General features: G+C 64.9%; 17 protein-coding genes. 4 read left to right on the forward strand and 13 right to left on the reverse strand.

Annotation, left to right across the window (positions count from 1 at the left end; all coding sequences use genetic code 11):
• Positions 1-138 precede the first annotated feature (138 nt).
• The 9 genes from AX708_RS10235 to rplJ all read right to left on the reverse strand — a co-directional run bounded on the left by AX708_RS10235 (position 139) and on the right by rplJ (position 10,646).
• Positions 139-897, reverse strand: a complete 759-nt coding sequence (locus AX708_RS10235; RefSeq protein ID WP_066527381.1) for a hypothetical protein — start codon at positions 895-897, stop codon at positions 139-141.
• An 8-nt stretch (positions 898-905) separates the two neighbouring features.
• Positions 906-1,568 (reverse strand): hypothetical protein, encoded by a 663-nt coding sequence (locus tag AX708_RS10240; RefSeq protein WP_066527379.1) that lies wholly within the window; start codon positions 1,566-1,568, stop codon positions 906-908.
• Between the two features lie 70 nt (positions 1,569-1,638).
• Complete coding sequence (locus AX708_RS10245) at positions 1,639-3,564, reverse strand: hypothetical protein (protein ID WP_066527374.1); 1,926 nt, start codon at positions 3,562-3,564, stop codon at positions 1,639-1,641.
• A 92-nt stretch (positions 3,565-3,656) separates the two neighbouring features.
• The gene (locus AX708_RS10250) at positions 3,657-5,285 is read right to left on the reverse strand and encodes a Curlin associated protein (protein ID WP_066527365.1); all 1,629 of its coding nucleotides are present in this window, start codon (positions 5,283-5,285) and stop codon (positions 3,657-3,659) included.
• A 103-nt stretch (positions 5,286-5,388) separates the two neighbouring features.
• Positions 5,389-7,473, reverse strand: a complete 2,085-nt coding sequence (locus tag AX708_RS10255) for a hypothetical protein (protein WP_066527363.1) — start codon at positions 7,471-7,473, stop codon at positions 5,389-5,391.
• Positions 7,474-7,888: 415 nt separating this feature from the next.
• Entirely contained in the window at positions 7,889-8,878 is a 990-nt protein-coding gene (locus AX708_RS10260; RefSeq protein WP_066527361.1) for a CsgG/HfaB family protein, read from the reverse strand.
• A gap of 8 nt (positions 8,879-8,886) precedes the next feature.
• Positions 8,887-9,306, reverse strand: a complete 420-nt coding sequence (locus tag AX708_RS10265; RefSeq protein WP_066527360.1) for a curli assembly protein CsgF — start codon at positions 9,304-9,306, stop codon at positions 8,887-8,889.
• A 374-nt stretch (positions 9,307-9,680) separates the two neighbouring features.
• Positions 9,681-10,058, reverse strand: a complete 378-nt coding sequence (gene rplL, locus AX708_RS10270) for a 50S ribosomal protein L7/L12 (RefSeq protein ID WP_066527358.1) — start codon at positions 10,056-10,058, stop codon at positions 9,681-9,683.
• 72 nt (positions 10,059-10,130) lie between these two features.
• Positions 10,131-10,646, reverse strand: a complete 516-nt coding sequence (gene rplJ, locus AX708_RS10275; protein WP_066527352.1) for a 50S ribosomal protein L10 — start codon at positions 10,644-10,646, stop codon at positions 10,131-10,133.
• Between the two features lie 392 nt (positions 10,647-11,038).
• Between rplJ and AX708_RS10280 the strand changes: the two genes are divergently transcribed.
• The gene (locus tag AX708_RS10280; RefSeq protein WP_066527349.1) at positions 11,039-11,434 is read left to right on the forward strand and encodes a phosphate-starvation-inducible PsiE family protein; all 396 of its coding nucleotides are present in this window, start codon (positions 11,039-11,041) and stop codon (positions 11,432-11,434) included.
• 45 nt (positions 11,435-11,479) lie between these two features.
• Here AX708_RS10280 and AX708_RS10285 read toward each other — a convergent pair whose 3' ends face one another.
• The 4 genes from AX708_RS10285 to AX708_RS21275 form a co-directional block, all read right to left on the reverse strand.
• A complete protein-coding gene (locus tag AX708_RS10285; RefSeq protein WP_066527346.1) occupies positions 11,480-11,716 on the reverse strand; it encodes a helix-turn-helix transcriptional regulator in 237 nt (78 codons plus the stop codon).
• Positions 11,716-12,261: a DUF2975 domain-containing protein gene (locus tag AX708_RS10290; RefSeq protein WP_066527343.1), complete on the reverse strand. Its 546-nt coding sequence runs from the start codon at positions 12,259-12,261 to the stop codon at positions 11,716-11,718. The genes AX708_RS10285 and AX708_RS10290 overlap by 1 nt, the downstream gene beginning before the upstream one ends.
• A 24-nt stretch (positions 12,262-12,285) precedes the next feature.
• Positions 12,286-12,423 carry a hypothetical protein gene (locus AX708_RS20895; protein ID WP_197425963.1) on the reverse strand — a complete coding sequence of 46 codons (138 nt, stop codon included), beginning with the start codon at positions 12,421-12,423 and terminating at the stop codon, positions 12,286-12,288.
• A gap of 71 nt (positions 12,424-12,494) precedes the next feature.
• Entirely contained in the window at positions 12,495-12,617 is a 123-nt protein-coding gene (locus tag AX708_RS21275) for a hypothetical protein (RefSeq protein ID WP_255357994.1), read from the reverse strand.
• Positions 12,618-12,870: 253 nt separating this feature from the next.
• On the opposite strand from AX708_RS21275, the gene rpoB reads away from it, so the two are divergent.
• The 3 genes from rpoB to rpoC are packed head-to-tail and all read left to right on the forward strand — an operon-like array spanning position 12,871 to position 21,748.
• Positions 12,871-17,061, forward strand: coding sequence for a DNA-directed RNA polymerase subunit beta (rpoB, locus tag AX708_RS10295; RefSeq protein ID WP_066527341.1), 4,191 nt, complete (start codon positions 12,871-12,873; stop codon positions 17,059-17,061).
• A gap of 4 nt (positions 17,062-17,065) precedes the next feature.
• A complete protein-coding gene (locus AX708_RS10300) occupies positions 17,066-17,434 on the forward strand; it encodes a hypothetical protein (RefSeq protein WP_156443313.1) in 369 nt (122 codons plus the stop codon).
• Positions 17,435-17,446: 12 nt separating this feature from the next.
• A complete protein-coding gene (gene rpoC / locus AX708_RS10305; protein WP_066527335.1) occupies positions 17,447-21,748 on the forward strand; it encodes a DNA-directed RNA polymerase subunit beta' in 4,302 nt (1,433 codons plus the stop codon).
• The last annotated feature ends 11 nt before the right edge of the window (positions 21,749-21,759 follow it).

Raw genomic sequence — 21,759 nt, forward strand, 5'->3', positions numbered from 1 at the left:
CCCCCGCCGCGACATCGAGGCTGAGGGCGCGGGCGGTGTCAGTGGGGTCGGCGGACATGGCGGGGCTCTCCTGGCGCGCGGGGGGAACGGCGGGGGCTGCGGAAGCCGCAGCGGCGAGCAGGGCGACAAGCTTTGCGATCATGGGGCTGCGCCTCCGAGCTGATTGACGAGCGCATTGATCAGCGCCTGGGTTTCCTCGCCGACCTGCGGCTTGCCCGCACCGTCCCCGTCGGGCTTGCCGTCGGAGGGGGACAGGCCGGTGCCGAGCGCGATCGCGGCGATCGCCTGGTTGCTGGGATCGCCGACCGCTGCGCCGCCCCGCCCGAGCCGGTCGATCACCGCCGCAAGCGTGGGCAGCGTGCTGGCTTCGAGATCGCCGCGCAGCAGCCGGTCTTCGGCGCTGAGGCCTGCCTCGGTGCGTGCGGCGAACTCGCCCGAGCGGGTCTCGATGCGGCCTCGGCACAGCGCCATGATCTCGGCGACGCGCGGGGGATCGTTGCAGATGTCGCTGCCCTCGATCGCCTGGAACAGCACCCTCCGCTCGGCCGCTGAAAGCTGGGCGAGGCGCGCGTCGAGATCGGCCCGGCTGAGCTGCGCGACGGCCGGTCCGCTGTCGGAGAGTGCGGAAATCTGGCGCGCGGGCGCGCTGCTTTCGGCCGGGGAGAGCCGGTCGGCCGCCTCTCCCGCAAGGCTGGCGCGCGGCGCGCGGGGGAGGGCGGGCGCACCGCTTTCGTCGAGATAGGCGCGGCCCGGCCCGGTGGCGGGCGCCTGCGCGGGAAGCTCGATCTGAAGCGCTCCGGTGCGGTCGATGTCGGGCGCCGGCGCCTCCTGCGCGGCCAGACCCGCCGCTGCCATGGCCGCTGCCGGCCAGACAAGCCTGATGCGGGAGCGCGCCATGCCTCGGCCTAGCCGCCCGGCGGGGGCGGCGGCGCGAACTGCGCGCCGGTGTTGCTCTGGGTGATCTGGAGATTGGACCCGCCGGTCTGGGTGATCCTGAGATCGGCCAGCCCGTCGCCGCTCTGGGTCCATTCCAGCCGGTTGCCGCTGTCGAGCTGGGTCGCGGTCATGGCGTTGCCGTCCCCGATCTGGGTGAGGCTCGCGCGGTTGTCACTGCCGTCCTGCACCAGCACCAGGGTGTTGTTGTTGCCACGCTGGAGGATCGCGGCGAGCGACTGCGCATCGGCGCTGGTCTCGCTCTGCATGACGATTGCGGTGTTGGCATCACCCTCTTGTGCCAGGCCGAGCTGGGCGGTGCCGGTGCCGTCCTGCATGACATCGGCGCGGTTGTCATCGCCATCCTGCGCGATCCGGGCGATCTGCGGGGCGGGGCCCTTCTGAGTGAGGCGCGCGCGGTTGTCGTTGCCGTCCTGCGCCACGCGGGCGAGGCTGTCGGAATTCTGCTGGGTGACAGTCGCTTCGCTGCCATCACCGATCTGGGAGACGAACACGCCGCGTTCGGGCGCGCTCTGGGCAAGCGCCGGGGCCGGGCCAAAGGCCAGCGCCGCCGCAGCGAGAAAGGCGGCTGCGCTCGGGGAGCGGACCGTTCCGGGCTGTGTCATCCGCGTCATCGCACTCTTGTAACGCAAAGGAAGGCTCCGGGCGAGAGCGGGTCTCGCCCGGAGCGTGGCCGATGGCCGCTTACGGGTTCTGCGTGACGGTGGCGGTGTTGCCCGTCCCGTTCTGGATGACGGACGAGTAGTTCCCGTTGCTCGTCTGGGTCACGGTCGCGGTGTTGCCGCTGCCCGACTGGTCGATGATCGATTCGTTGTCGAGCCCGCCCTGGTTAAGCGTCGCCTTCTGGCCCGAGCCAGTCTGGGTGAGGGTCGACAGCCCGTCCGAGCCGGTCTGGTTGATATCGGCCATGCCGCCCGAGCTGCCGGCTGTCTGGGTCACCGTCGAGCGGTTGAAGTTGCCGATCTGATCGACGAACACGGTGTTGCCCGACCCTGCCTGCTGGACGCCCGAGGTGTTGCCGAGGCCGGTCTGGATCACGCTGATCCCGCTGTTTGAAGCCGTCTGGGTGATGTTCGACAGGTTGGTGTCGAGCGCGGTGAGGCCGAGCAGGTTGGTCTGGGTGACACTGGCATTCGACCCTTCGGCGCCGACATCCTGGGTGATGTTCGATTCGTTCTGCTGGCCGCTCTGGCCGACGATCGCCCCGGCACCCGCGTACTGGGTGATGATCGACTGGTTGGTCGGGAAGAAGGTCGGCGCGGTGGTGTCGGCCGACTGGGTCACGGTCGCCGAAGCGCCATCGGCGGTCTGGACGATCTGCGAGTTGTTGTCGCCATAGCCGCCGCCCTGGGTGACATTCGCCGTGGCATCGCCGCTCTGGTTGATTTGCGAATTGTTGAAGATACCGGTCTGGCGCAGCGTCGCCGATGCCCCGTTGCCGCTCTGGACCAGGCCCGAGCGGTTGAGATCGCCGGTCTGGGTGATCGACGCTTCGACCCCGTTGCCGGTCTGCTCGATGCTCGAGAAGTTGCTGCGGATCACGTCGCCTGACGGGTTGTCAGTGCCATCCTTGCCGCGGGTGCGGGTGCCGTTGCCTGATTCGACCGTGGTCTGCGTGACGGTCGCGCGCGAGCCTTCGCCCGACTGGGTGATGAAGGAGTCGTTCTCGTTGCCCGTCTGCAGCACGCTGGCAAAGCCGAGCGTGCCGCTCTGGGTGATCGAGGAACCGTTGAAGCTGCCCTGCTGGTTGCTGCTGGCTTCATTGGATTCGATCGCCGCATCGGCGTAGCCGGTCTGGTTGATCGAGGCGACGTTGCCTTCGCCGTTCTGGGTGATGGTGGCATCGGCCCCGAGCGCGAACTGCGCCGGGTTGGTGGAGAAGCCCGCCGAGGTCTGGCTGATCGTCGCGCTGTTCACCGCGCCGCCGGCATTGGTCTGGTTGACCGTGGCGATGGCCGCGCCGTTCTGGAAGTTCTGCGTGACGCTCGAGTTGTTGTCCTGACCGTTCTGGGTGATGAAGGCGTCATTGTCGGTCGAGGTGGTCGAGCTGTAGATCGAGGAGTTGTCACCGCCGGTCTGCTGCACGGTCACCTGGCCGCTGTTGGCATTGCGGCCCTGCGTGACGAGCGAGAAGTTCTGCCCGGCTCCGGCCGCGTTCTGGGTCTGGTTGACCGAGACGGTGCTCCCCGTTCCCGAGCTGCCGAAGCCGTTGACGTTGTCCTGGATCACGGTCGAGACGTTGGCCTGGCCCGCGGCGGCGCTGCTGGCGCCGGTGTCGGTCTGGACGACGTCCACCCGGCTTTCGGGCGCGCGGTCATCGGCCAGCGTGGTGACGTTCGAGGTCGATCCGGTGACGCCCGACTGGTCGACGGTCACGGTGCCGCCGCCGTTCTGGGTGACGTTGGAATCGCTGCCCGTACCGGCCTGCTTGACCGTCGCGACCGCGCCTGCGCCGGTCTGGTCGATCTCCGAGGTGTTGGTGCCGCTCTGGGTGACGGTGGCCGCGTTGCCGGTCCCGCTCTGGTTGATGTCCGACTGGCTCTGCGCAAAGGCCGGAGCCGCGATGGTCAGCGCCATGATTGAGGCGCCGGCAAGGATCGTCTTCTTCATTTCAAGTTCCTCGTTGAAAACAGGTTGTCTTGCGAATGATCGATGTTGTCCGGTCCGGGCAGCAGCTTGCGCCGTGCCCGGAGGGTTGAAGGTCACATGCCCTGGGTCACGGTCACCGTTCCGCCGGTGCCGGTCTGGGTAATGGTCGACAGATTATTGTCGCTCGACTGGGTGACGGTCGCGGAGTTGAGCGAGCCGTCCTGCAGGATGTTCGATATGTTGTCGTTGCCCGACTGGGTGACCTTGGCAGAGCTGTCGAGCCCGTCCACGGTGCCGGTCTGGGTGATGGTGCTGGTGTTGCGGGCACCCGACTGGATCAGCAGGGCGGAGCTGTCGAAGCCGCTCTGCGTGATTTCCGACCGGTTGCTTGCACCGGATTGCGTGACATCGGCCTTGTTGGCCGAGGCCAGGCCGCCCGCACCTTTCTGCGTGATGAGCGAGGTCGAACCGTCCGAACCGACCAGCTGGTCGACAAAGGCCAGATCGTTGCGCCCCGACTGCGTCACCGTCGATGTGGCGCCCGTGCCGGCTTGCAGCACGTCGGCAAGGTTGCCGGTCCCGGTCTGGTTCGAGAACGACCGGTTGTCGCGGCCCGACTGGGAGACGGTCAAGTCTTGCCCGACATCGCCCTGGAAGGCATTGGCGAGGTTGTTGTTGCCCGCTTGCGTGATCGTGGCGATGGCGCTCCGGTTCTCCTGCACCAGATCGGTCGTGTTGCCCGTGCCGCTCTGCCGCACCGTGGCGGTGAGGCCGGTGTCCGGATCGGCGACAGATCCCGGCGCCAGATCCCGCTGGGTGACGTTGGCGAGGTTGCCGGTGCCGCCCTGGTTAACGGTGGCGAGGAAGGTGCTGCTCCCCGGCTGGCTGAAAGTCTGCGTGACGTTGGCCGTGTTGGCCCCGTCCTGCGTCACGATCGCGTCCATGTTGCTCGAGCTGAGCCCGCCGGCCGTCTGGGTGACGTTGGCGATCGCGCCGTTGCGCTGGTCGAGCATGGCGTAAAGGTCGCCCGAACGTTCGCCGGTGGTCGTCTGGTTGACGATCGCCGCCGATCCGCTCTGCTGCCGCACGCTCGCGCTCAGGCCGGCCGATGACTGCCCGAGCGCCAACTGGTTCAGGGTCAGGACGGAGTCGGACTGCGTGACCGTTGCGTGAAGATCCCGCGAATTGGCAGCATATTGCACGATGTTCGAATTGGCCGAGCCGGTCTGGGTAAGGACCGTCCGGATCGTTCCCGACCAGCTGGGCCCCGCCGCATCCTGATCGATGTTCGAGATGTTGTCGTCACCCGTCTGGGTCACGTTGCCGACGAGGTTGAACCCGGGCGCCACCGCGTTCTGGTTGACGGTCGAAATATTGTCGTTGCCCCGCTGCACCACCGTCGATTCCGGGTCTTCGGGCCGATTGATCGTGTTGCCGGTCGAGGCATCCTCCTGGATGATGGTTGATTTGTTGTTTTCGCCGTTCTGCGTCACGAAGGCACCGGCACCCAGCGCTTCCTGGCTGATGGTCGAAGAGTTCGTGTTGCCGGTCTGATCGGCGCTCGCCCGGTTGTCGTTGCCGGTCTGCTTCACATCCGAGGTGTTGTTGCCGGATTGAGCGACCGTGGCACCGTTGCCGTTGCCGTTCTGGTCGAGTTTCGAGACGCTCTGCGCCAGCGCCGGAGTCGCGAAAGCCAGAGAAATCAGCGATACGCTTGCGATGATGGACTTCTTCGTTTTCATTGTCTTGTCCTCTTCTATCTTGTTGGACCCGCCGGACGAGGCTGCACGCTAACTCGCCCGGGCGGTGGGGAGGGCGGAACTGCCGCCGCTCCCCGCCCTGCGATCAGGGCTGGTTCTGGAACACGGTGGCGGTGTGGCCGCTGCCCGTCTGGGTGATGCCGGAAACGTCGCCCATCCCGCCTTGCGTGACGCCCGCGGTGTTGTTGTTGCCGGTCTGGATGATGGTGCTCTCGTTGAGCAGGCCGTCCTGATTGAGCGTGGCAAGGTTGCCGTCGCCGTTCTGGGTGACGGTCGATTTGCCGTCGTCGCCGGTCTGGGTGACGCGGGCGGTGTTGTCCTCGCTCGAAGCCGCCGAGACGAGGGTCAGGTTGCCCGAGGTGCCCTGATTGATGACCGAGCTGTTGCGGTCGCCTTCCTGCCGCAGATTGGCAAGGTTGCCGTCGCCGACCTGGGTGATCCCGACGAGGCCCCCGGCCGTGCCGGAGACGTTGCCTTCACCGATCTGGGTGATGTTGGCGATCTGGTCGCGGCCATACTGGTTGAGGCGCTGGTTGTTGCCTTCGCCGCGCTGGGTGACGGTCGCGCTCTGGTTCTCGTTGGTGATCCCGACAGGACCGAACAGGCCAGGGCGGTTGGCCGCGTTCTGATCGATCTCCGAACGGTTGCCGATACCGTTCTGGTTGACGGTCGCATCCGACAGGTTGGCGACGCCGACCACATCGGAGAAGTTGTTCGCGCCGGTCTGGCCCACGGTCACGTCGGCCGCACCCGCCAGCTGGCGCACGGTTGAATTGTTGGTCTGCCCGTTCTGCACCACGTCGACATTGGTGAAGCCGTTGAGCAACCCGCCCGCCTGGAAGACGGTGCTGGTGTTGCCGGTGCCGGTCTGGCGGACATCGACGGTCGAGCTGAACCCGGTGCCGGTCACCAGCGAGGTGTTGGTGGTGCCGTCCTGCAGGATATCGACCTGCGATCCGTCACCGTTCTGGGTCACGTTCGAGGTGTTGCCCTGGCCCAGCTGCCGCACGTCGAGATCGGACAGCGTGCCGCTTTCCGTCGCCGAGGCGATGTTGCCGGTGCCGGTCTGGGTGACGCGCGCGACGGCGCCGGCGCCCGACTGGGTGAAGGTCGAGCTGTTGGCGCTGCCGGTCTGGGTGATGGTGTTTCGCGAACCCTCGCCGGTCTGGCCGACGGTCGAGGTGTTGCCCGGCACCGAGCCCGACAGGTTGGTCTGGGTGACGGTGGTGCGCGACGAAAGGCCGCTCTGCGTCACGGTCGAGGTGTTGCGCTCGCCGTTCTGGCCGACACTGACCGCCGCCAGATTGGCGGACTGGGTGACGTTCGAGGTGTTGAATCCGCCGGTCTGGTCGACATCGGTGCGCGAGAACGAGCCCGCCTGGGTCACGGTCGAGCGGTTGCCTTCGCCGCTCTGGACGATGTCGGTGACCGAGCTGATACCGGTCTGCCCAATGATCGAGCCGTTGTTCGTGCCGTTCTGGCTGACGAAGGCATCGGCCGAGATGCCGCCCTGCGTCACGCGGGAATCATTGCCCGTCCCGTTCTGCGTCACCTGGGTGAAGGCGCCGTTGCCGGTCTCGATGATGTTCGAGATGTTGCCCTGGCCGGTCTGGCCGACGATGGCATCCGAGTTGTCGCCGCTTTGCGTCACAAAGCTGTCGTTGCCGTCCACGGCCGGATTGCTGTTGGTCTGGTTGACGAGGATGCTGGCGTTGTCCCCGGTCTGGCCGACGTTCGAGAAGTTGGCGTTGCCGTTCTGGTTGACGGTCGTGTCGGAGCCGATCGCATTCTGGATGATGCGCGAGACGTTGTCGGTGCCGTTCTGGGTCACATCGACATCGCTGTCATCGCCGTCCTGCTGGACGCTGCTGTCATTGCCTTCGCCGGTCTGGTCGATGTCTGCGGTGCTGTCGCTCGCGGCCGCCGACTGGGTGACGGCCGAGATATTGGTGCCGCCCGCCGCGCTGTTCTGGTCGACGGTGATCGTGTTGTCGGCGCCGTTCTGGGTGACGGTCGACGAATTGGTGCCGGTGCCCTTCTGGGTCACGGTCGCCTCGCCGCCGGAGCCGCCCTGGGTGACGGTCGAGCTGTTGGGCACGCCCTGCGCCAGCGCGGCGCTCGCGAGCGACAGCGCGATCAGCGATACGCTGCCGGTGATGGGTTTCTTCATTGTTCGGATCCTTCTGTGTCGGAAATTGCAAAAGACAGGCTCCCGCTCCGCAAGCGGGCGAGCGCTGCGGTTGCGGGAATGCGGGACTGGAGAAGATCGGATATGCTGCGGGAAAAGAATGCCGCATCGCCCGCCGCAGCGCCCGGAGCGTGGTCCGGCGCGGAGGTATTGCTGAAATCGGGCCTGTGCCGCTCGGTATTCATTTGTTGCATCCGCCTGGGCGATAGGCGATACCGAGCACTGGCCACGGCGCGTCGAGACGCTGGGACCATCAGGTTATCGCATACCTTACCTCGCGCGCATCGGAGTTGCCGCTCCTTTGCGTGCTTTGTTTTTCAGCCCCTTGGTGTTGCCGCACCGCCGGACTGGTTACCCCCCTTGAACCCTCACGATCACAAGGGAATTCCTTGCAGCGTCACGATCCGTCCTTCTGGCCGCCCCGCTGCTTGTCCTCCAAAGGCTCGCCATCGACCACCGTCAGCGCCGTGAGCGAGCCTGCCCGCTTGAGCGCCTTCTGGATGTCGCTGGCATCATATTTCCCGTCGCGCTCGGCGCGGTAGGCGGCGAGCAGCGGCTGGGCCGCCGCCATGTCCTCGAACCGCCACAGATCGAGCTCGACGCCCTCGAGCACGAGGCCATAGACCGCCTTCTCGATCGCCTGCTGGAGCGCGACCTGATCGGGCTCGTTGGAGGTGAAACCGGCCTCGGCCTCGAGCAGCTCGCGGAAGGCGACGAACTTGAACGCGTTGGCGCCGATCGCCTGGCTGGCGATCGTCTTGGAGGTTGTCACGTTGGCGAGCACCTCGCCGGTGCGGACCGAGACGGCGCGCAGATAGACCGTGACCGTGTCCTGCCGGTATTCGGTCCGCGCCCCGATGCCGAGGAAGGCCGCGCCCGCTCCGCCGGTGACGGTGTTGGTGTCGTAGCCGACGATCCCGCCTTCCAGCAGCACGCCGGCAAACAGCAGCGCGGGCAGCGCATTGGGATCGACTTCCTGCTCGCCGAGATAGCGCTTGCGCATCTCGCCGATGATCTGGCGTTCCTTGAGCAGGTTATCGAGCCGCTCGCGCTCGACCACGGTGAACCATTGGCGGTTGCCCGCGTCCTGAAGCGCGCGCACCAGCATAGAGCTCGCGCCCTGGGTCACCGCGCGCGACAGGGTCTGGCCGGTCTCGGTCGGCTTGAACTGGCCGGTCTGGTCGGTGAAGCCATAGACCGCGATCGCCACCGGGCGCTGGGGCACGGGCAGCTGGTTGAGCAGGGTCTGGGTCTGGGTCTTCTTCGGGAAGTAGGCGAGGCTGGTGGTGGTTGCCAGCGTGTTGCGCCCGTCCTGCGGCGCGCTCATGCACCCGGCGAGCGGGGCGGCGGCCAGCGCGAGCAGGGCAAGGCGGGAGACGTGTTGCATGGTTGGGATCAGTCGACTTCGATGAACAGCGGGACAACGATCCGGGTTTCCTCGCCGGTCGCGTCATCGCGGATGATGATGGTCACTTCCTCGAGCGTCCGGAAGAAGTTGATGGTCTGGCCGCCGAAGCTGATCGTGCCCGATTCCTGCGGGTTCTCGCCGAAGATCGCATCGACGATCTGCGAGGACAGCGCCGAGAGCAGGCGCGATTGCAGCTGGCGGGCGAAGATGTCGGCCTGCGAATTGCTGCTGGTCGCGCGCGGATCGCGGAAATCGTTGTTGGCGTTGGCGACGCCCAGAACGTGCTGCGAATTGAACGGGTTGCCGCCGAAGGTCGGGCTGACCGGCTCGTAGGTCATGTCCTGCGCGCAAAGCGGGGAAGCGCATAGCGCTGCACAAGCCGTCAGGCCTGCTTTCCAACCTCGCATAAATCCCCCCACGGCATATTCAATGGTGCCTCAAACACGATCCATTTTGGATGTGAAATGTCTTGCGACTCGGCACCCGGTGTCCGCGATGGTAGGGCTTATCAACAGGGAGTAAAGTTTGTTAACTATTGTTAGGCTTACACGTCAGGCTTTCGGAAGGGTCCGCGAGGCGCAGTTCTGAGGCGCTTTCCCGAGGGCAGGGGCACACCGCTTTTGCGCCGCTGCACCGATTTTGCGATTCTTTCCGCTCGCCCGAAAAAGCGACTCAATCGAGCCACTTGCGGCGGCGATGGGCGTCAAAAATAAAAAAGGGCGACACCATCGCTGGCGCCGCCCCTTTTTCGCGTCGATCCGAAGATCGGTGGCAGACGAGCTTACTTGAGCTCGACGGTGCCGCCGGCTTCTTCGATCTTCTTCTTGATCTCTTCGGCTTCGGCCTTGTTGACACCTTCCTTGACGGCCTTCGGCGCGCCTTCGACGAGCGCCTTGGCTTCGGTCAGGCCCAGGCCGGTGATGGCGCGGACTTCCTTGATGACCTGGATCTTCTTCCCGCCGTCGCCGGTCAGGATGACGTCGAATTCGGTCTGCTCTTCGGCAGCCGGGGCATCGCCGCCGGCAGCCGGGCCAGCAGCCACGGCAACCGCAGCAGCGGCGCTCACGCCCCACGCTTCTTCAAGCGCCTTGGCGAGGTCGGCGGCTTCGAGCACGGTCAGCTTCGAAAGTTCTTCAACAAGCTTGGCAATATCGGCCATGATGGTTCACTCCAAATTGGTGGCGGGGCGGACTTGCCCCAAGGAATTGTTTCGACTGGCGAAAAACGTCTCTTAAGCTGCGTCCTTGTCCGCATAGGCGGCGAACACACGGGCGACCTTGGCGGCCGGAGCGGTAACGACCTGGGCGATCTTCGTCGCCGGGGCGTTGACCAGCCCGATGAGCTTGGCGCGCATCTCGTCGAGGCTCGGCATCGTGGCAAGCGCCTTGATGCCGGCTTCGTCGAGCACGACCGAACCCATCGACCCGCCGACGATTTCGAGCTTGTCGTTCGACTTGGCGAAATCGACAGCGGCCTTGGCAGCCGCGACCGGGTCGTGCGACCAGGCCAGCCCGACCGGGCCGGTGAGCATGTCACCGAGCCCGACATAGTCGGTGTTCTCGAGGGCGAGCTTGGCGAGACGGTTCTTCGCAACCTTGTAGGACGCACCAGCATCGCGCATCTTCCCGCGCAGGTCGGTGGACTGGGCCACCGTCATGCCGAGGTTGCGGGTGACGACCACCACGGCAACCTCGTTGAAGACCGCATTGAGCTGGGCAACCGCGTCGGCTTTCTGCGAACGATCCATGCCATACTCCTTCACATTTGGCCGACCGGGATGGCTCCCGGACGACCGGCTACGTTTGTCCATGCGCGGGGCCGCAAGGGCTCCGAACACGGGCGAGTCCGTCGATAGGGAAGGAGGGTGTGCCATCAGGCACGAGCGCGGTGTCTGCATCGTCGCAGGCCCAGCGCGAAATCTCTTTTCCCCGTCTAGGCTGGAAATTAAGACCGGCATATTCCGGTCACCAACTGTCTCGGACGGATGATCCTCGAAAGGATCGGGCGGGGCCAATAGCCATGAGCGCCCACAAGTCAAGCGGATTGTCCGGGGGGCGGGGCTGTCATGGTCGCGCGGATCAACCCCTAGTGGGCGGCAAGTCGCTGGTTTGTCGCGCTCCCGGGGTATAGAACGGTACGATGGACAGCTCCAATCCCGCCGAGTCCCCCGCCGCCGCCAACCCGGCCGGCCGCGCGCTGCGCTTCATCGAGCAGGGGCTCCTGATGGTCGCCGCGCTGATGACGCTGGGCGCGGCCGGGGCGGAGGTGGCGGCGGTCTACCAGCGCGGGAGCATCGTGCTCGCCGACATACTGCTGATGTTCCTCTATACAGAAGTGATCGCGATGATCGCGGTGTTCTACACCGGCAAGGGCAGCTCCTTCGTCTTCCCGATCTTCATCGCCATCACCGCGATCGCGCGTCTGATCGTGCTTCAGGGGAAGGACATGCAGGCGGAGAACGTGGTGTTCGAGGCGGGCGCGATCCTGCTGCTGGCGTTTGCGGCGCTGGTGATGGGGAAGGTACGCTCGGACTAGCGACGAGGGCCGAGGCATCGCTGCCCCGGCCCCATTCCAGAAGAATCAGTCCGCCTGATAGCCGAGCAGATCGCCCGGCTGGCACTCCAGCTCGCGGCAGATCGCGGCGAGGGTGGAGAAGCGGATCGCCTTGGCCTTGCCGGTCTTGAGGATCGACAGGTTGGCGAGCGTCAGCCCCACCCGGTCGGCCAGTTCGGTCAGCGTCATGCGGCGGGCGTAGAGCAGGTCGTCCAATTTGACCATGATGCGGGCTCCTTCGAGATCGTCGTTGCTGGGGGGCATCACACGGTCCCTTCCAAATCTTCGCGCATCGCCGCGCCATGGCGGAACACCCGGGCGAGGATGAAGAGGATGATGACCATCAGGATGCCCGTCAGATCGAGGCTGTCGCCATCGACCAAGAGGTGTGCGTCCTCGACCGTGTTGGCCCACTTGGCGACGATCTCGGCGAGCCATGCGGCGGGCCACAGCAGCAGCTGCACCGCCAGCATAAGCCATGCCATCAGGCTCAACCGCTCGGCATTGGCGGGTACGAAGGGTTCGCCTTCGGCCACAGTATTGATGATCGCGCGCAAGCGGCCGAAGAACATGAACATCGCGGCCAGCACCAGCAGCAGGATTGCCAGCAACGAGAGAGTGGGAGCCAGCGGCAGGGTGTTGATTTCGATCTCGGCGCCATCGGCGAAGCCTTTCAGGATGTCGCCGCGGGCGAAGGACAGGACCGCGATGGCAAAGGTGATAGCGGCTGCGCCGAGGCCGACCACGACCTGCAGGATGACGGTGAGGATCTTGCCTGCCAGTAGCAGCAGATCGGTTCGGGGGTTCATTGCGGGTCTCCTATCGAAGCGGTGTCAGGCGACCGGGGGCAGAGCGAAGGCGGCCGGAGTTTTGGCCTGCGCCGGGGGAATGGTGACGATCGCGCCGATCGAGCCGAAAGTGAGGAGAACGGCGGCGCAGGCGGCGAGAGCGCTGGTGGCAAAGCGGGTCATATCGTTTTCCTTTCGAGGGCACATCGTAATTCGATAAAGCCTCTCTAATCCGATTCGCGGCATATCGTCAATCAATAATATTGAAAAACGATATTTAGCGCGTCGTTTTGCGGTAAACCCTCCGGATTGGCGCCCGCCAGGCCTGCAACCGCCCAGCTTCCCGCCGTGCCCGCATTGACATCGTGCAGGGCCACTCCTACATCGCGCGCTCTCGACCGCTTCGAGCAAGGCTGATTCATGCGCGGGAATTGGCCTCAGGATGGAAGCGGCGCAGGCCAATTCGCGACGCAATTTGCAATGCTGCTGCCAGCACCGGCCGGATAGTCGGGGTTGGCCAAGCGGCATTTGTGCGTTGGAATGGCCGCTCTTTCGCGTGGAACGACAGCGATTTTTCCCGTCCGCGCGAGCGTCTCTCGTGCGGCCCAATTGAAGAGGCAAGACCCCTCCATGGCCACCAAGGCGAAGCCGCCCGTCACCCGCAGCCGCAAGGCGCAAGGGACCGCCAAGAAGCGCATCCGCAAGATCTTCGGTGACATCCACGAAGTGGTGCAGATGCCGAACCTGATCGAGGTTCAGCGCGAGAGCTACGAGCAGTTCCTGCGTTCGGACAAGGCCACGGGCTATGTCTCGGGCCTCGAGAAGACCCTCCGCTCTGTCTTCCCGATCCGTGATTTCGCCGGCACCGCCGAGCTCGATTTCGTCCATTACGAGCTCGAAGAGCCCAAGTACGACACCACCGAGTGCCGTCAGCGCGGCATCACCTATGCCGCCCCGATGAAGGTGACCCTGCGCCTGATCGTCTTCGAGGTGGACTCGGAAACCGAAACCCGCTCCGTCCTCGATATCAAGGAGCAGGACGTCTACATGGGCGACATGCCGCTCATGACCGAGAACGGCACCTTCATCATCAACGGCACCGAGCGCGTGATCGTGTCGCAGATGCACCGCTCGCCGGGCGTGCTGTTCGACCATGACCGCGGCAAGACCCATTCTTCGGGCAAGCTGCTGTTCGCCGCGCGCGTGATCCCCTACCGCGGCTCGTGGCTCGACTTCGAGTTCGACGCCAAGGACATCGTCAACGTCCGCATCGACCGCAAGCGCAAGCTGCCGGTCACCGCGCTGCTGTACTCGCTCGGCCTCGATGCCGAGGACATCCTCGGCTACTTCTACAACACCGTGACGTGGGAGCGCGCGAAGGACGGGTGGAAGATCCCCTTCGTCGCCGAACAGTGGCGCAACGCCAAGCCGACCTTCGCGCTGGTCGACGCCAAGACCGGCGAGGAAATCTTCCCCGCCGGCAGCAAGATCAGCCCGCGCGCGGCCAACAAGGCGGCCAAGGACGGCCTCACCGAGCTGCTGCTTCCCACCGAGGAAGTCGTCAGCCGTTATGCCGCCGCCGACATGATCGACGAGAGCACGGGCCGCATCTACATCGAAGCCGGTGACGAGTTGACGCTCGAGCATGTCGAAACGCTCGACAAGGCCGGGATCGACCAACTGCCGCTGCTCGACATCGACGAGATCAACACCGGCCCGTGGATCCGCAACACGCTGAAGGCCGACAAGGCCGAGAACCGCGACGAGGGACTGGAAGCGATCTACAAGGTCATGCGTCCGGGCGAACCGCCGACGAAGGAAACCGCCGAGGCGCTGTTCGAAGGCCTGTTCTTCGATGCCGAACGCTATGACCTGTCGGCTGTGGGCCGCGTCAAGCTCAACATGCGTCTGGGCCTCGAGTGCGAGGACACCGTCACCACGCTGCGCAAGGAAGACATCCTCGCGGTGGTGAAGGAGCTTGTTGGCCTCAAGGACGGCAAGGGCGAAGTCGACGACATCGACAACCTCGGCAACCGCCGCGTGCGTTCGGTGGGCGAGCTCTTGGAAAACCAGTACCGCGTCGGCCTGCTGCGCATGGAGCGCGCGGTCAAGGAGCGCATGAGCTCGGTCGACGTCTCGACCGTGATGCCGAACGACCTCATCAACGCCAAGCCCGCCGTTGCGGCGGTGCGCGAGTTCTTCGGCTCCTCGCAGCTCTCGCAGTTCATGGACCAGACCAACCCGCTCTCGGAAGTCACCCACAAGCGCCGCGTCTCGGCGCTCGGGCCGGGCGGTCTCACCCGCGAGCGCGCCGGCTTCGAAGTGCGCGACGTTCACCCGACGCACTACGGCCGCATCTGCCCGATCGAAACGCCCGAAGGCCCGAACATCGGTCTGATCAACTCGCTGGCGTCGTTCTCGCGCGTCAACAAGTACGGCTTCATCGAAACCCCCTACCGCAAGGTGGTGGACGGCAAGGTCACTTCGGACGTGATCTACCTCTCGGCGATGGAAGAGCAGAAGCACACCGTCGCGCAGGCGTCGGCTGAGCTGAACGCCGATGGCTCGTTCGTGGAAGAGCTGGTCTCGGCGCGTCACAACGGCGATAACCTGATGGCTCCGCGCGAGCACATCACGCTGATGGACGTCTCGCCGAAGCAGCTGGTTTCGGTCGCGGCTTCGCTCATTCCGTTCCTCGAAAACGATGACGCCAACCGCGCGCTGATGGGCTCGAACATGCAGCGTCAGGCCGTGCCGCTCGTGAAGGCGGAAGCGCCCTGGGTCGGCACGGGGATGGAAGAGACCGTGGCGCGCGATTCGGGCGCGGCGATTGCGGCCAAGCGCGGCGGGATCGTCGACCAGGTCGACGCGACCCGTATCGTGATCCGCGCGATCGGCGATGTCGAACCCGGCCAGTCGGGCGTCGACATCTACACGCTCCAGAAGTTCCAGCGTTCGAACCAGAACACCTGCATCAACCAGCGTCCGCTGGTGAAGGTGGGTGACGTGATCGAAGCCGGCGACATCATCGCCGACGGTCCCTCGACCGACCTCGGCGAGCTGGCGCTGGGCAAGAACAGCCTCGTCGCCTTCATGCCGTGGAATGGCTACAACTACGAAGACTCGATCCTCATCAGCGAACGCATCGTGAAGGACGACGTCTTCACCTCGATCCATATCGAGGAGTTCGAAGTCATGGCACGCGACACCAAGCTCGGGCCGGAAGACATCACCCGCGACATCCCCAACGTCGGCGAGGAAGCCCTGCGCAACCTCGACGAGGCGGGCATCGTCTACATCGGCGCCGAAGTGCACCCCGGTGACATCCTCGTCGGCAAGATCACGCCCAAGGGCGAGAGCCCGATGACGCCGGAAGAAAAGCTGCTGCGCGCGATCTTCGGCGAAAAGGCGAGCGACGTGCGTGACACCTCGCTGCGTCTGCCCCCGGGCGTCGCGGGCACCATCGTCGAGGTCCGGGTGTTCAACCGCCACGGGATCGAGATCGACGACCGTACCCGCGCGATCCAGAACGAGGAAATCGAACGCCTGCGCAAGGACGCCGCGGACGAGCGCAACATCCTCAACCGTGCGACCTACAACCGCCTGCGCGACATGCTGCTCGGCCAGACCGCTTCGGCCGCTCCCAAGGGGCTGAAGAAGGGCATCGAAATCACCGAGGAGGTCCTCGAGGAGATCGACCGCCACGAATGGTTCAAGTTCGCGGTCGCCGATGACGGCCGTCAGGCGCAGATCGAGGCGGTGAAGAGCCAGTACGACGAAGCCGTCGCGCTGATCGATGCCAAGTTCCACGACCGCAAGGAAAAGCTGGAGCGCGGTGACGAGCTGGCTCCGGGCGTGCTCAAGATGGTCAAGGTCTTCGTCGCGGTGAAGCGCAAGCTCCAGCCGGGCGACAAGATGGCCGGCCGTCACGGCAACAAGGGCGTCATCAGCCGCATCCTGCCGATCGAGGACATGCCGTTCCTCGCCGACGGGACGCATGTCGACCTCGTGCTCAACCCGCTGGGCGTGCCTTCGCGCATGAACGTCGGGCAGATCTTCGAGACGCACTTGGGCTTTGCCGCCCGCGCGCTCGGCCACGAGATCAAGGGGCTGCTGGAGGATTGGCGCGCCGCCAACCCGAACGCGGCCGAAGACTACGCCAATGTGGCGCCGCCCGCGGCCGTGCTCGAACGTCTCAAGGACATCTACGGCGAGCAGTATGTCGAGGACCTCGAAAGCCGTTCGACCGCGGATATCGTGGAACTGGCGGGCAACCTTTCGGCCGGTGTGCCGATGGGGACCCCGGTGTTCGACGGCGCGCGTGAAGCCGACGTTTCGGACATGCTGGTCAAGGCAGGGATCGATTCCTCGGGCCAGAGCGTCCTCTATGACGGCCGCACCGGCGAGGCCTTCGACCGCAAGGTGACCGTGGGCATCATCTACATGCTCAAGCTCCATCACTTGGTCGACGACAAGATCCACGCGCGTTCGATCGGCCCCTACTCGCTCGTCACCCAGCAGCCGCTGGGCGGCAAGGCGCAGTTCGGCGGTCAGCGCTTCGGGGAGATGGAGGTCTGGGCGCTCCAGGCCTACGGCGCGGCCTACACCCTGCAGGAAATGCTGACGGTGAAGTCCGACGACGTGGTCGGCCGCACCAAGGTCTACGAAGCGATCGTCAAGGGCGACGACACCTTCGAGGCCGGCATTCCCGAGAGCTTCAACGTGCTCGTGAAGGAAATGCGCAGCCTCGGCCTCAACGTCGAACTGAAGTCGATCCTCGACGAGGACGACGACGGCGAGATGCTGGAGGCAGCGGAATAAGGCGATGAGGGCCGCGATTTGCGCTCTTTTGATTTCGGGTCCGATAACCGCCTGCGGTTCATCGGATGGTCTGTCGAAAGAGCGATTGCCCTACGAGGACAGTATCGAATGCGCCTACTCTGCTGTCAGCGTCATGGGTCAAGAGAAGGAAGCCGGCCGCGATCCGAGTCGCTTCGAAGCTGTCGGAAGGCAATTCATAGCTGACGCGGTCGCGGAAGGTGCAAAGCTCGGCAAGTCACGCGACGAAGTTGATGCTGACATGGCGGCATATACGAACGAAACAGCATATAAGACCGGTGACGCGGCCAAGTCACAGAAAATGCTCGATGTCACCACATTGGAATTATGCCTTGTGCGTTCCGGCCAAGGTTAAGGGAACACAGTCATGAACGACCTGACCAAATTCACCAACCAGCTGGCGAAGCCCGAAACCTTCGACCAGATCCAGATCGGCATCGCCTCGCCGGAGCGCATCCGCTCGTGGTCCTATGGCGAGATCAAGAAGCCCGAGACGATCAACTACCGCACCTTCAAGCCGGAGCGTGACGGGCTGTTCTGCGCGCGCATCTTCGGCCCCGTGAAGGACTACGAGTGCCTGTGCGGCAAGTACAAGCGCATGAAGTACAAGGGCGTCGTCTGCGAAAAGTGCGGCGTCGAAGTCACCGTGACCAAGGTCCGCCGCGAGCGCATGGGCCACATCGAACTGGCCGCGCCCGTCGCGCACATCTGGTTCCTGAAGTCGCTCCCCAGCCGCATCGGCCTGCTGCTCGACATGCAGCTGAAGCAGCTCGAGCGCGTGCTCTACTTCGAAAGCTACATCGTCACCGAGCCGGGCCTCACCCCGCTCGAGAAGTACCAGCTGCTGACTGAGGATGAACTCCTCGAAGCGCAGGACGAGTACGGCGAGGACGCCTTCACCGCCGACATCGGCGCCGAAGCCGTGCGCACCATGCTGATGCAGCTCGACCTCGAAGCCGAGCGCGAAGCGCTGATGGACGAGCTGGCGACCACCAAGTCGGCGCTCAAGCCCAAGAAGATCATCAAGCGCCTCAAGGTCGTCGAGAGCTTCATCGAATCCGGCAACCGTCCGGAATGGATGATCCTCGAAGTGATCCCGGTCATCCCGCCCGAACTGCGCCCGCTGGTGCCGCTCGACGGGGGCCGCTTCGCGACTTCGGACCTCAACGACCTCTACCGCCGCGTCATCAACCGCAACAACCGTCTGAAGCGCCTGATCGAACTGCGCGCGCCCGACATCATCGTGCGCAACGAGAAGCGCATGCTGCAGGAAGCGGTCGACGCGCTGTTCGACAACGGCCGCCGCGGCCGCGTCATCACCGGCGCGAACAAGCGTCCGCTGAAGTCGCTCTCCGACATGCTCAAGGGCAAGCAGGGCCGCTTCCGCCAGAACCTGCTCGGCAAGCGCGTCGACTATTCGGGCCGTTCGGTGATCGTGACCGGTCCCGAGCTCAAGCTGCACCAGTGCGGCCTGCCCAAGAAGATGGCGCTCGAGCTGTTCAAGCCGTTCATCTACGCGCGTCTGGATGCCAAGGGTCTCTCCATGACCCTCAAGCAGGCCAAGAAGTGGGTCGAGAAGGAGCGCAAGGAAGTCTGGGACATCCTTGACGAGGTGATCCGCGAGCACCCGGTTCTCCTGAACCGCGCGCCGACGCTGCACCGCTTGGGCATTCAGGCCTTCGAGCCCGTGCTGATCGAGGGCAAGGCGATCCAGCTGCACCCGCTGGTCTGCTCGGCCTTCAACGCCGACTTCGACGGTGACCAGATGGCGGTCCACGTGCCGCTTTCGCTGGAAGCCCAGCTCGAAGCGCGCGTGCTGATGATGTCGACCAACAACATCCTCTCGCCCGCCAACGGCAAGCCGATCATCGTGCCCTCGCAGGACATGGTTCTGGGGATCTACTACCTCTCGATGGAGCGGCAGGAGAAGCACCCCGAATTCATCGAGGAAGCCGACGGCACCAAGATCGAGAAGCTGCCCCGCTTCAGCGACATGGCCGAAGTGCACCAGGCATTGGAGACCAAGGCGGTCACGCTCCACACCCGCATCATCGCCCGCGTTCCGCAGGCCGACGAGAACGGCGTGGTGGCGATGAAGCGCTTCGTCACCACCCCGGGCCGCATGCTGATCGGCGAGTGCCTGCCGAAGAACCACAAGGTGCCCTTCGACATCATCAACCGCCTGCTCACCAAGCGCGAGATCGGCGACGTGATCGACCAGGTGTACCGCCACACCGGCCAGAAGGACACGGTACTGTTCGCCGACGCCATCATGGCGCTGGGCTTCCGCCACGCGTTCCGTGCCGGCATCTCCTTCGGCAAGGATGACATGATCATCCCCGACGCCAAGGAAAAGCTGGTCGAGGAGACCAAGGAACTGGTTGCCGGTTACGAGCAGCAGTACCAGGACGGTCTCATCACCCAGCAGGAAAAGTACAACAAGGTGATCGACGCCTGGTCGAAGTGCGGTGACATGGTCGCCGACGCGATGATGGCCGAGATCAAGGCGCAGCCGATCGACAGCGAGACGGGCAAGGAAGCCCAGATCAACTCGATCTACATGATGAGCCACTCCGGCGCCCGTGGTAGCCCGGCGCAGATGAAGCAGCTCGCGGGGATGCGCGGCCTGATGGCCAAGCCTTCGGGCGAGATCATCGAGACCCCGATCATCTCGAACTTCAAGGAAGGTCTGACCGTTCTTGAATACTTCAACTCGACCCACGGCGCCCGCAAGGGCCTCGCGGACACCGCGCTGAAGACCGCGAACTCGGGTTACCTCACCCGCCGTCTGGTCGACGTGTCGCAGGATTGCGTCATCGTCGAGGAAGATTGCGGCACGCAGAACGCGCTCGAAATGCGCGCCATCGTGCAGGGCGGTTCGGTGATCGCCTCGCTCGGCGAGCGCATCCTCGGTCGCACCGTCGCGGAAGACATCGTCAACGCGGCGACCGGCGAAGTCATCGTTCCGGCGGGCACCCTGCTCGACGAAGCGATGGTCAAGGCGATCGAGGCGGCGGAAGTCCAGTCGGCCAAGATCCGCTCGCCGCTGATCTGCGAAGCCGAACAGGGCGTCTGCGCGACCTGCTACGGTCGTGACCTCGCCCGCGGGACTCCGGTGAACATCGGCGAAGCGGTGGGCGTCATCGCGGCGCAGTCGATCGGCGAGCCCGGCACCCAGCTGACGATGCGGACCTTCCACATCGGCGGCGCGGCGCAGCTCAACGAAACCAGCCACCTCGAAGCCATCTCGGACGGCAAGGTCGAGTATCGCGAGATGCAGACCATCACCGACAAGATGGGCCGCATCCTGAGCCTGTCGCGCAGCGGCGAAATCGCCGTGATCGACGCCGAAGGGCGCGAGCGCGAGATGCACAAGGTGCCCTACGGGACGGTGATCAAGTTCAAGGATGGCGACAGCGTCAAGATCGGCGATCGTCTCGCCGAGTGGGACCCGTTCACCCTGCCGATCATCACCGAACAGTCGGGCGTGGTGAAGTATCAGGATCTGGCCGAGGGCGTCACGCTCGAGGAGCAGATGGATGATGCCACCGGCATCGCCCAGCGCGTGGTGACAGAGAACCGGGCGACCGGCCGCAAGAAGAAGGAAGACCTTCGTCCGCGGCTCACCCTGCTGGCCGAAGGCAGCGGCGAGACCGAAGCGGCGCGCTACATGCTTGCTCCGGGCACGACGCTGTCGGTCGAGGATGGCCAGACGGTCGAAGCGGGCGACATTCTCGCCCGTGCGAGCCGCGAAGCCGCCAAGACCCGCGACATCACCGGCGGTCTGCCGCGCGTGGCCGAGCTGTTCGAGGCGCGCATGCCCAAGGACGTCTCGATCATCGCCAAGATCTCCGGCCGGATCGAATTCGTCCGCGAATACAAGGCGAAGCGCAAGATCGCCATCATTCCCGAGGAGGGTGAACCCGTCGAGTACCTGATCCCCAAGACCAAGGTGATCGACGTGCAGGAAGGCGACTACGTGAAGAAGGGTGACACCCTGATTTCCGGCTCGCCCAACCCGCACGACATCCTCGAGGTGATGGGCGTCGAAGCATTGGCCGAATATCTCGTCGACGAGATCCAGGAAGTCTATCGCTTGCAGGGCGTGAAGATCAACGACAAGCACATCGAGGTGATCGTTCGCCAGATGCTGCAGAAGGTCGAGATCACCGACGGCGGGGACACCACCCTGCTGCCGGGCGAACAGGTCGATCTGGCCGAGATGCTCGAGATCAACGCCAAGCTCGCCAAGGGCAAGCAGGGCGCGACCGGCAATCCTGTGCTGCTCGGCATCACCAAGGCTTCGCTGCAGACCCGCTCGTTCATCTCGGCGGCCTCGTTCCAGGAAACCACCCGCGTGCTGACGCAGGCGGCGGTCGAAGGGAAGAAGGACACCCTGATCGGTCTGAAGGAGAACGTGATCGTCGGGCGTCTGATCCCGGCGGGCACGGGTGCGGGCATGAACCGCCTGCGCGTCACCGCCAACAGCCGCGACGCGGCGCTGAAGGCGGCGTGGAAGCGTCAGCAGGAAGCCCTCTCGGCCTCGGGCCAGCGCGAAGTCGAGCCGGCCGCCGATGCGATCGGTTCGGAAGAGAAGATGAAGGCCGCGATGGCCGCGATGGCGGCCTCCGCCCCCGCGGCGAGCGTCGAGGACGAGGGCGAAGAGTAAGCTCTCCGCCG

Origin of the sequence: Erythrobacter sp. CCH5-A1 (assembly GCF_001557115.1) — a bacterium.
In the GTDB taxonomy this organism is placed as follows: Bacteria; Pseudomonadota; Alphaproteobacteria; order Sphingomonadales; family Sphingomonadaceae; genus Erythrobacter.

What these genes read in the sequence shown, in the direction of transcription:
- AX708_RS10260 (WP_066527361.1), bottom strand. Translation starts at nt 8,878, where the DNA reads ATGCAACACGTCTCCCGCCTTGCCCTGCTCGCGCTGGCCGCCGCCCCG.
- rplL (WP_066527358.1), bottom strand. Translation starts at nt 10,058, where the DNA reads ATGGCCGATATTGCCAAGCTTGTTGAAGAACTTTCGAAGCTGACCGTG.
- AX708_RS10235 (WP_066527381.1), bottom strand. Translation starts at nt 897, where the DNA reads ATGGCGCGCTCCCGCATCAGGCTTGTCTGGCCGGCAGCGGCCATGGCA.
- rpoC (WP_066527335.1), top strand. Translation starts at nt 17,447, where the DNA reads ATGAACGACCTGACCAAATTCACCAACCAGCTGGCGAAGCCCGAAACC.
- AX708_RS10290 (WP_066527343.1), bottom strand. Translation starts at nt 12,261, where the DNA reads ATGAACCCCCGAACCGATCTGCTGCTACTGGCAGGCAAGATCCTCACC.
- AX708_RS10285 (WP_066527346.1), bottom strand. Translation starts at nt 11,716, where the DNA reads ATGCCCCCCAGCAACGACGATCTCGAAGGAGCCCGCATCATGGTCAAA.
- AX708_RS20895 (WP_197425963.1), bottom strand. Translation starts at nt 12,423, where the DNA reads ATGACCCGCTTTGCCACCAGCGCTCTCGCCGCCTGCGCCGCCGTTCTC.
- rplJ (WP_066527352.1), bottom strand. Translation starts at nt 10,646, where the DNA reads ATGGATCGTTCGCAGAAAGCCGACGCGGTTGCCCAGCTCAATGCGGTC.
- AX708_RS10300 (WP_156443313.1), top strand. Translation starts at nt 17,066, where the DNA reads ATGAGGGCCGCGATTTGCGCTCTTTTGATTTCGGGTCCGATAACCGCC.
- AX708_RS10265 (WP_066527360.1), bottom strand. Translation starts at nt 9,306, where the DNA reads ATGCGAGGTTGGAAAGCAGGCCTGACGGCTTGTGCAGCGCTATGCGCT.
- AX708_RS10250 (WP_066527365.1), bottom strand. Translation starts at nt 5,285, where the DNA reads ATGAAAACGAAGAAGTCCATCATCGCAAGCGTATCGCTGATTTCTCTG.
- AX708_RS10255 (WP_066527363.1), bottom strand. Translation starts at nt 7,473, where the DNA reads ATGAAGAAACCCATCACCGGCAGCGTATCGCTGATCGCGCTGTCGCTC.
- AX708_RS10245 (WP_066527374.1), bottom strand. Translation starts at nt 3,564, where the DNA reads ATGAAGAAGACGATCCTTGCCGGCGCCTCAATCATGGCGCTGACCATC.
- AX708_RS10280 (WP_066527349.1), top strand. Translation starts at nt 11,039, where the DNA reads ATGGACAGCTCCAATCCCGCCGAGTCCCCCGCCGCCGCCAACCCGGCC.
- AX708_RS10240 (WP_066527379.1), bottom strand. Translation starts at nt 1,568, where the DNA reads ATGACGCGGATGACACAGCCCGGAACGGTCCGCTCCCCGAGCGCAGCC.
- rpoB (WP_066527341.1), top strand. Translation starts at nt 12,871, where the DNA reads ATGGCCACCAAGGCGAAGCCGCCCGTCACCCGCAGCCGCAAGGCGCAA.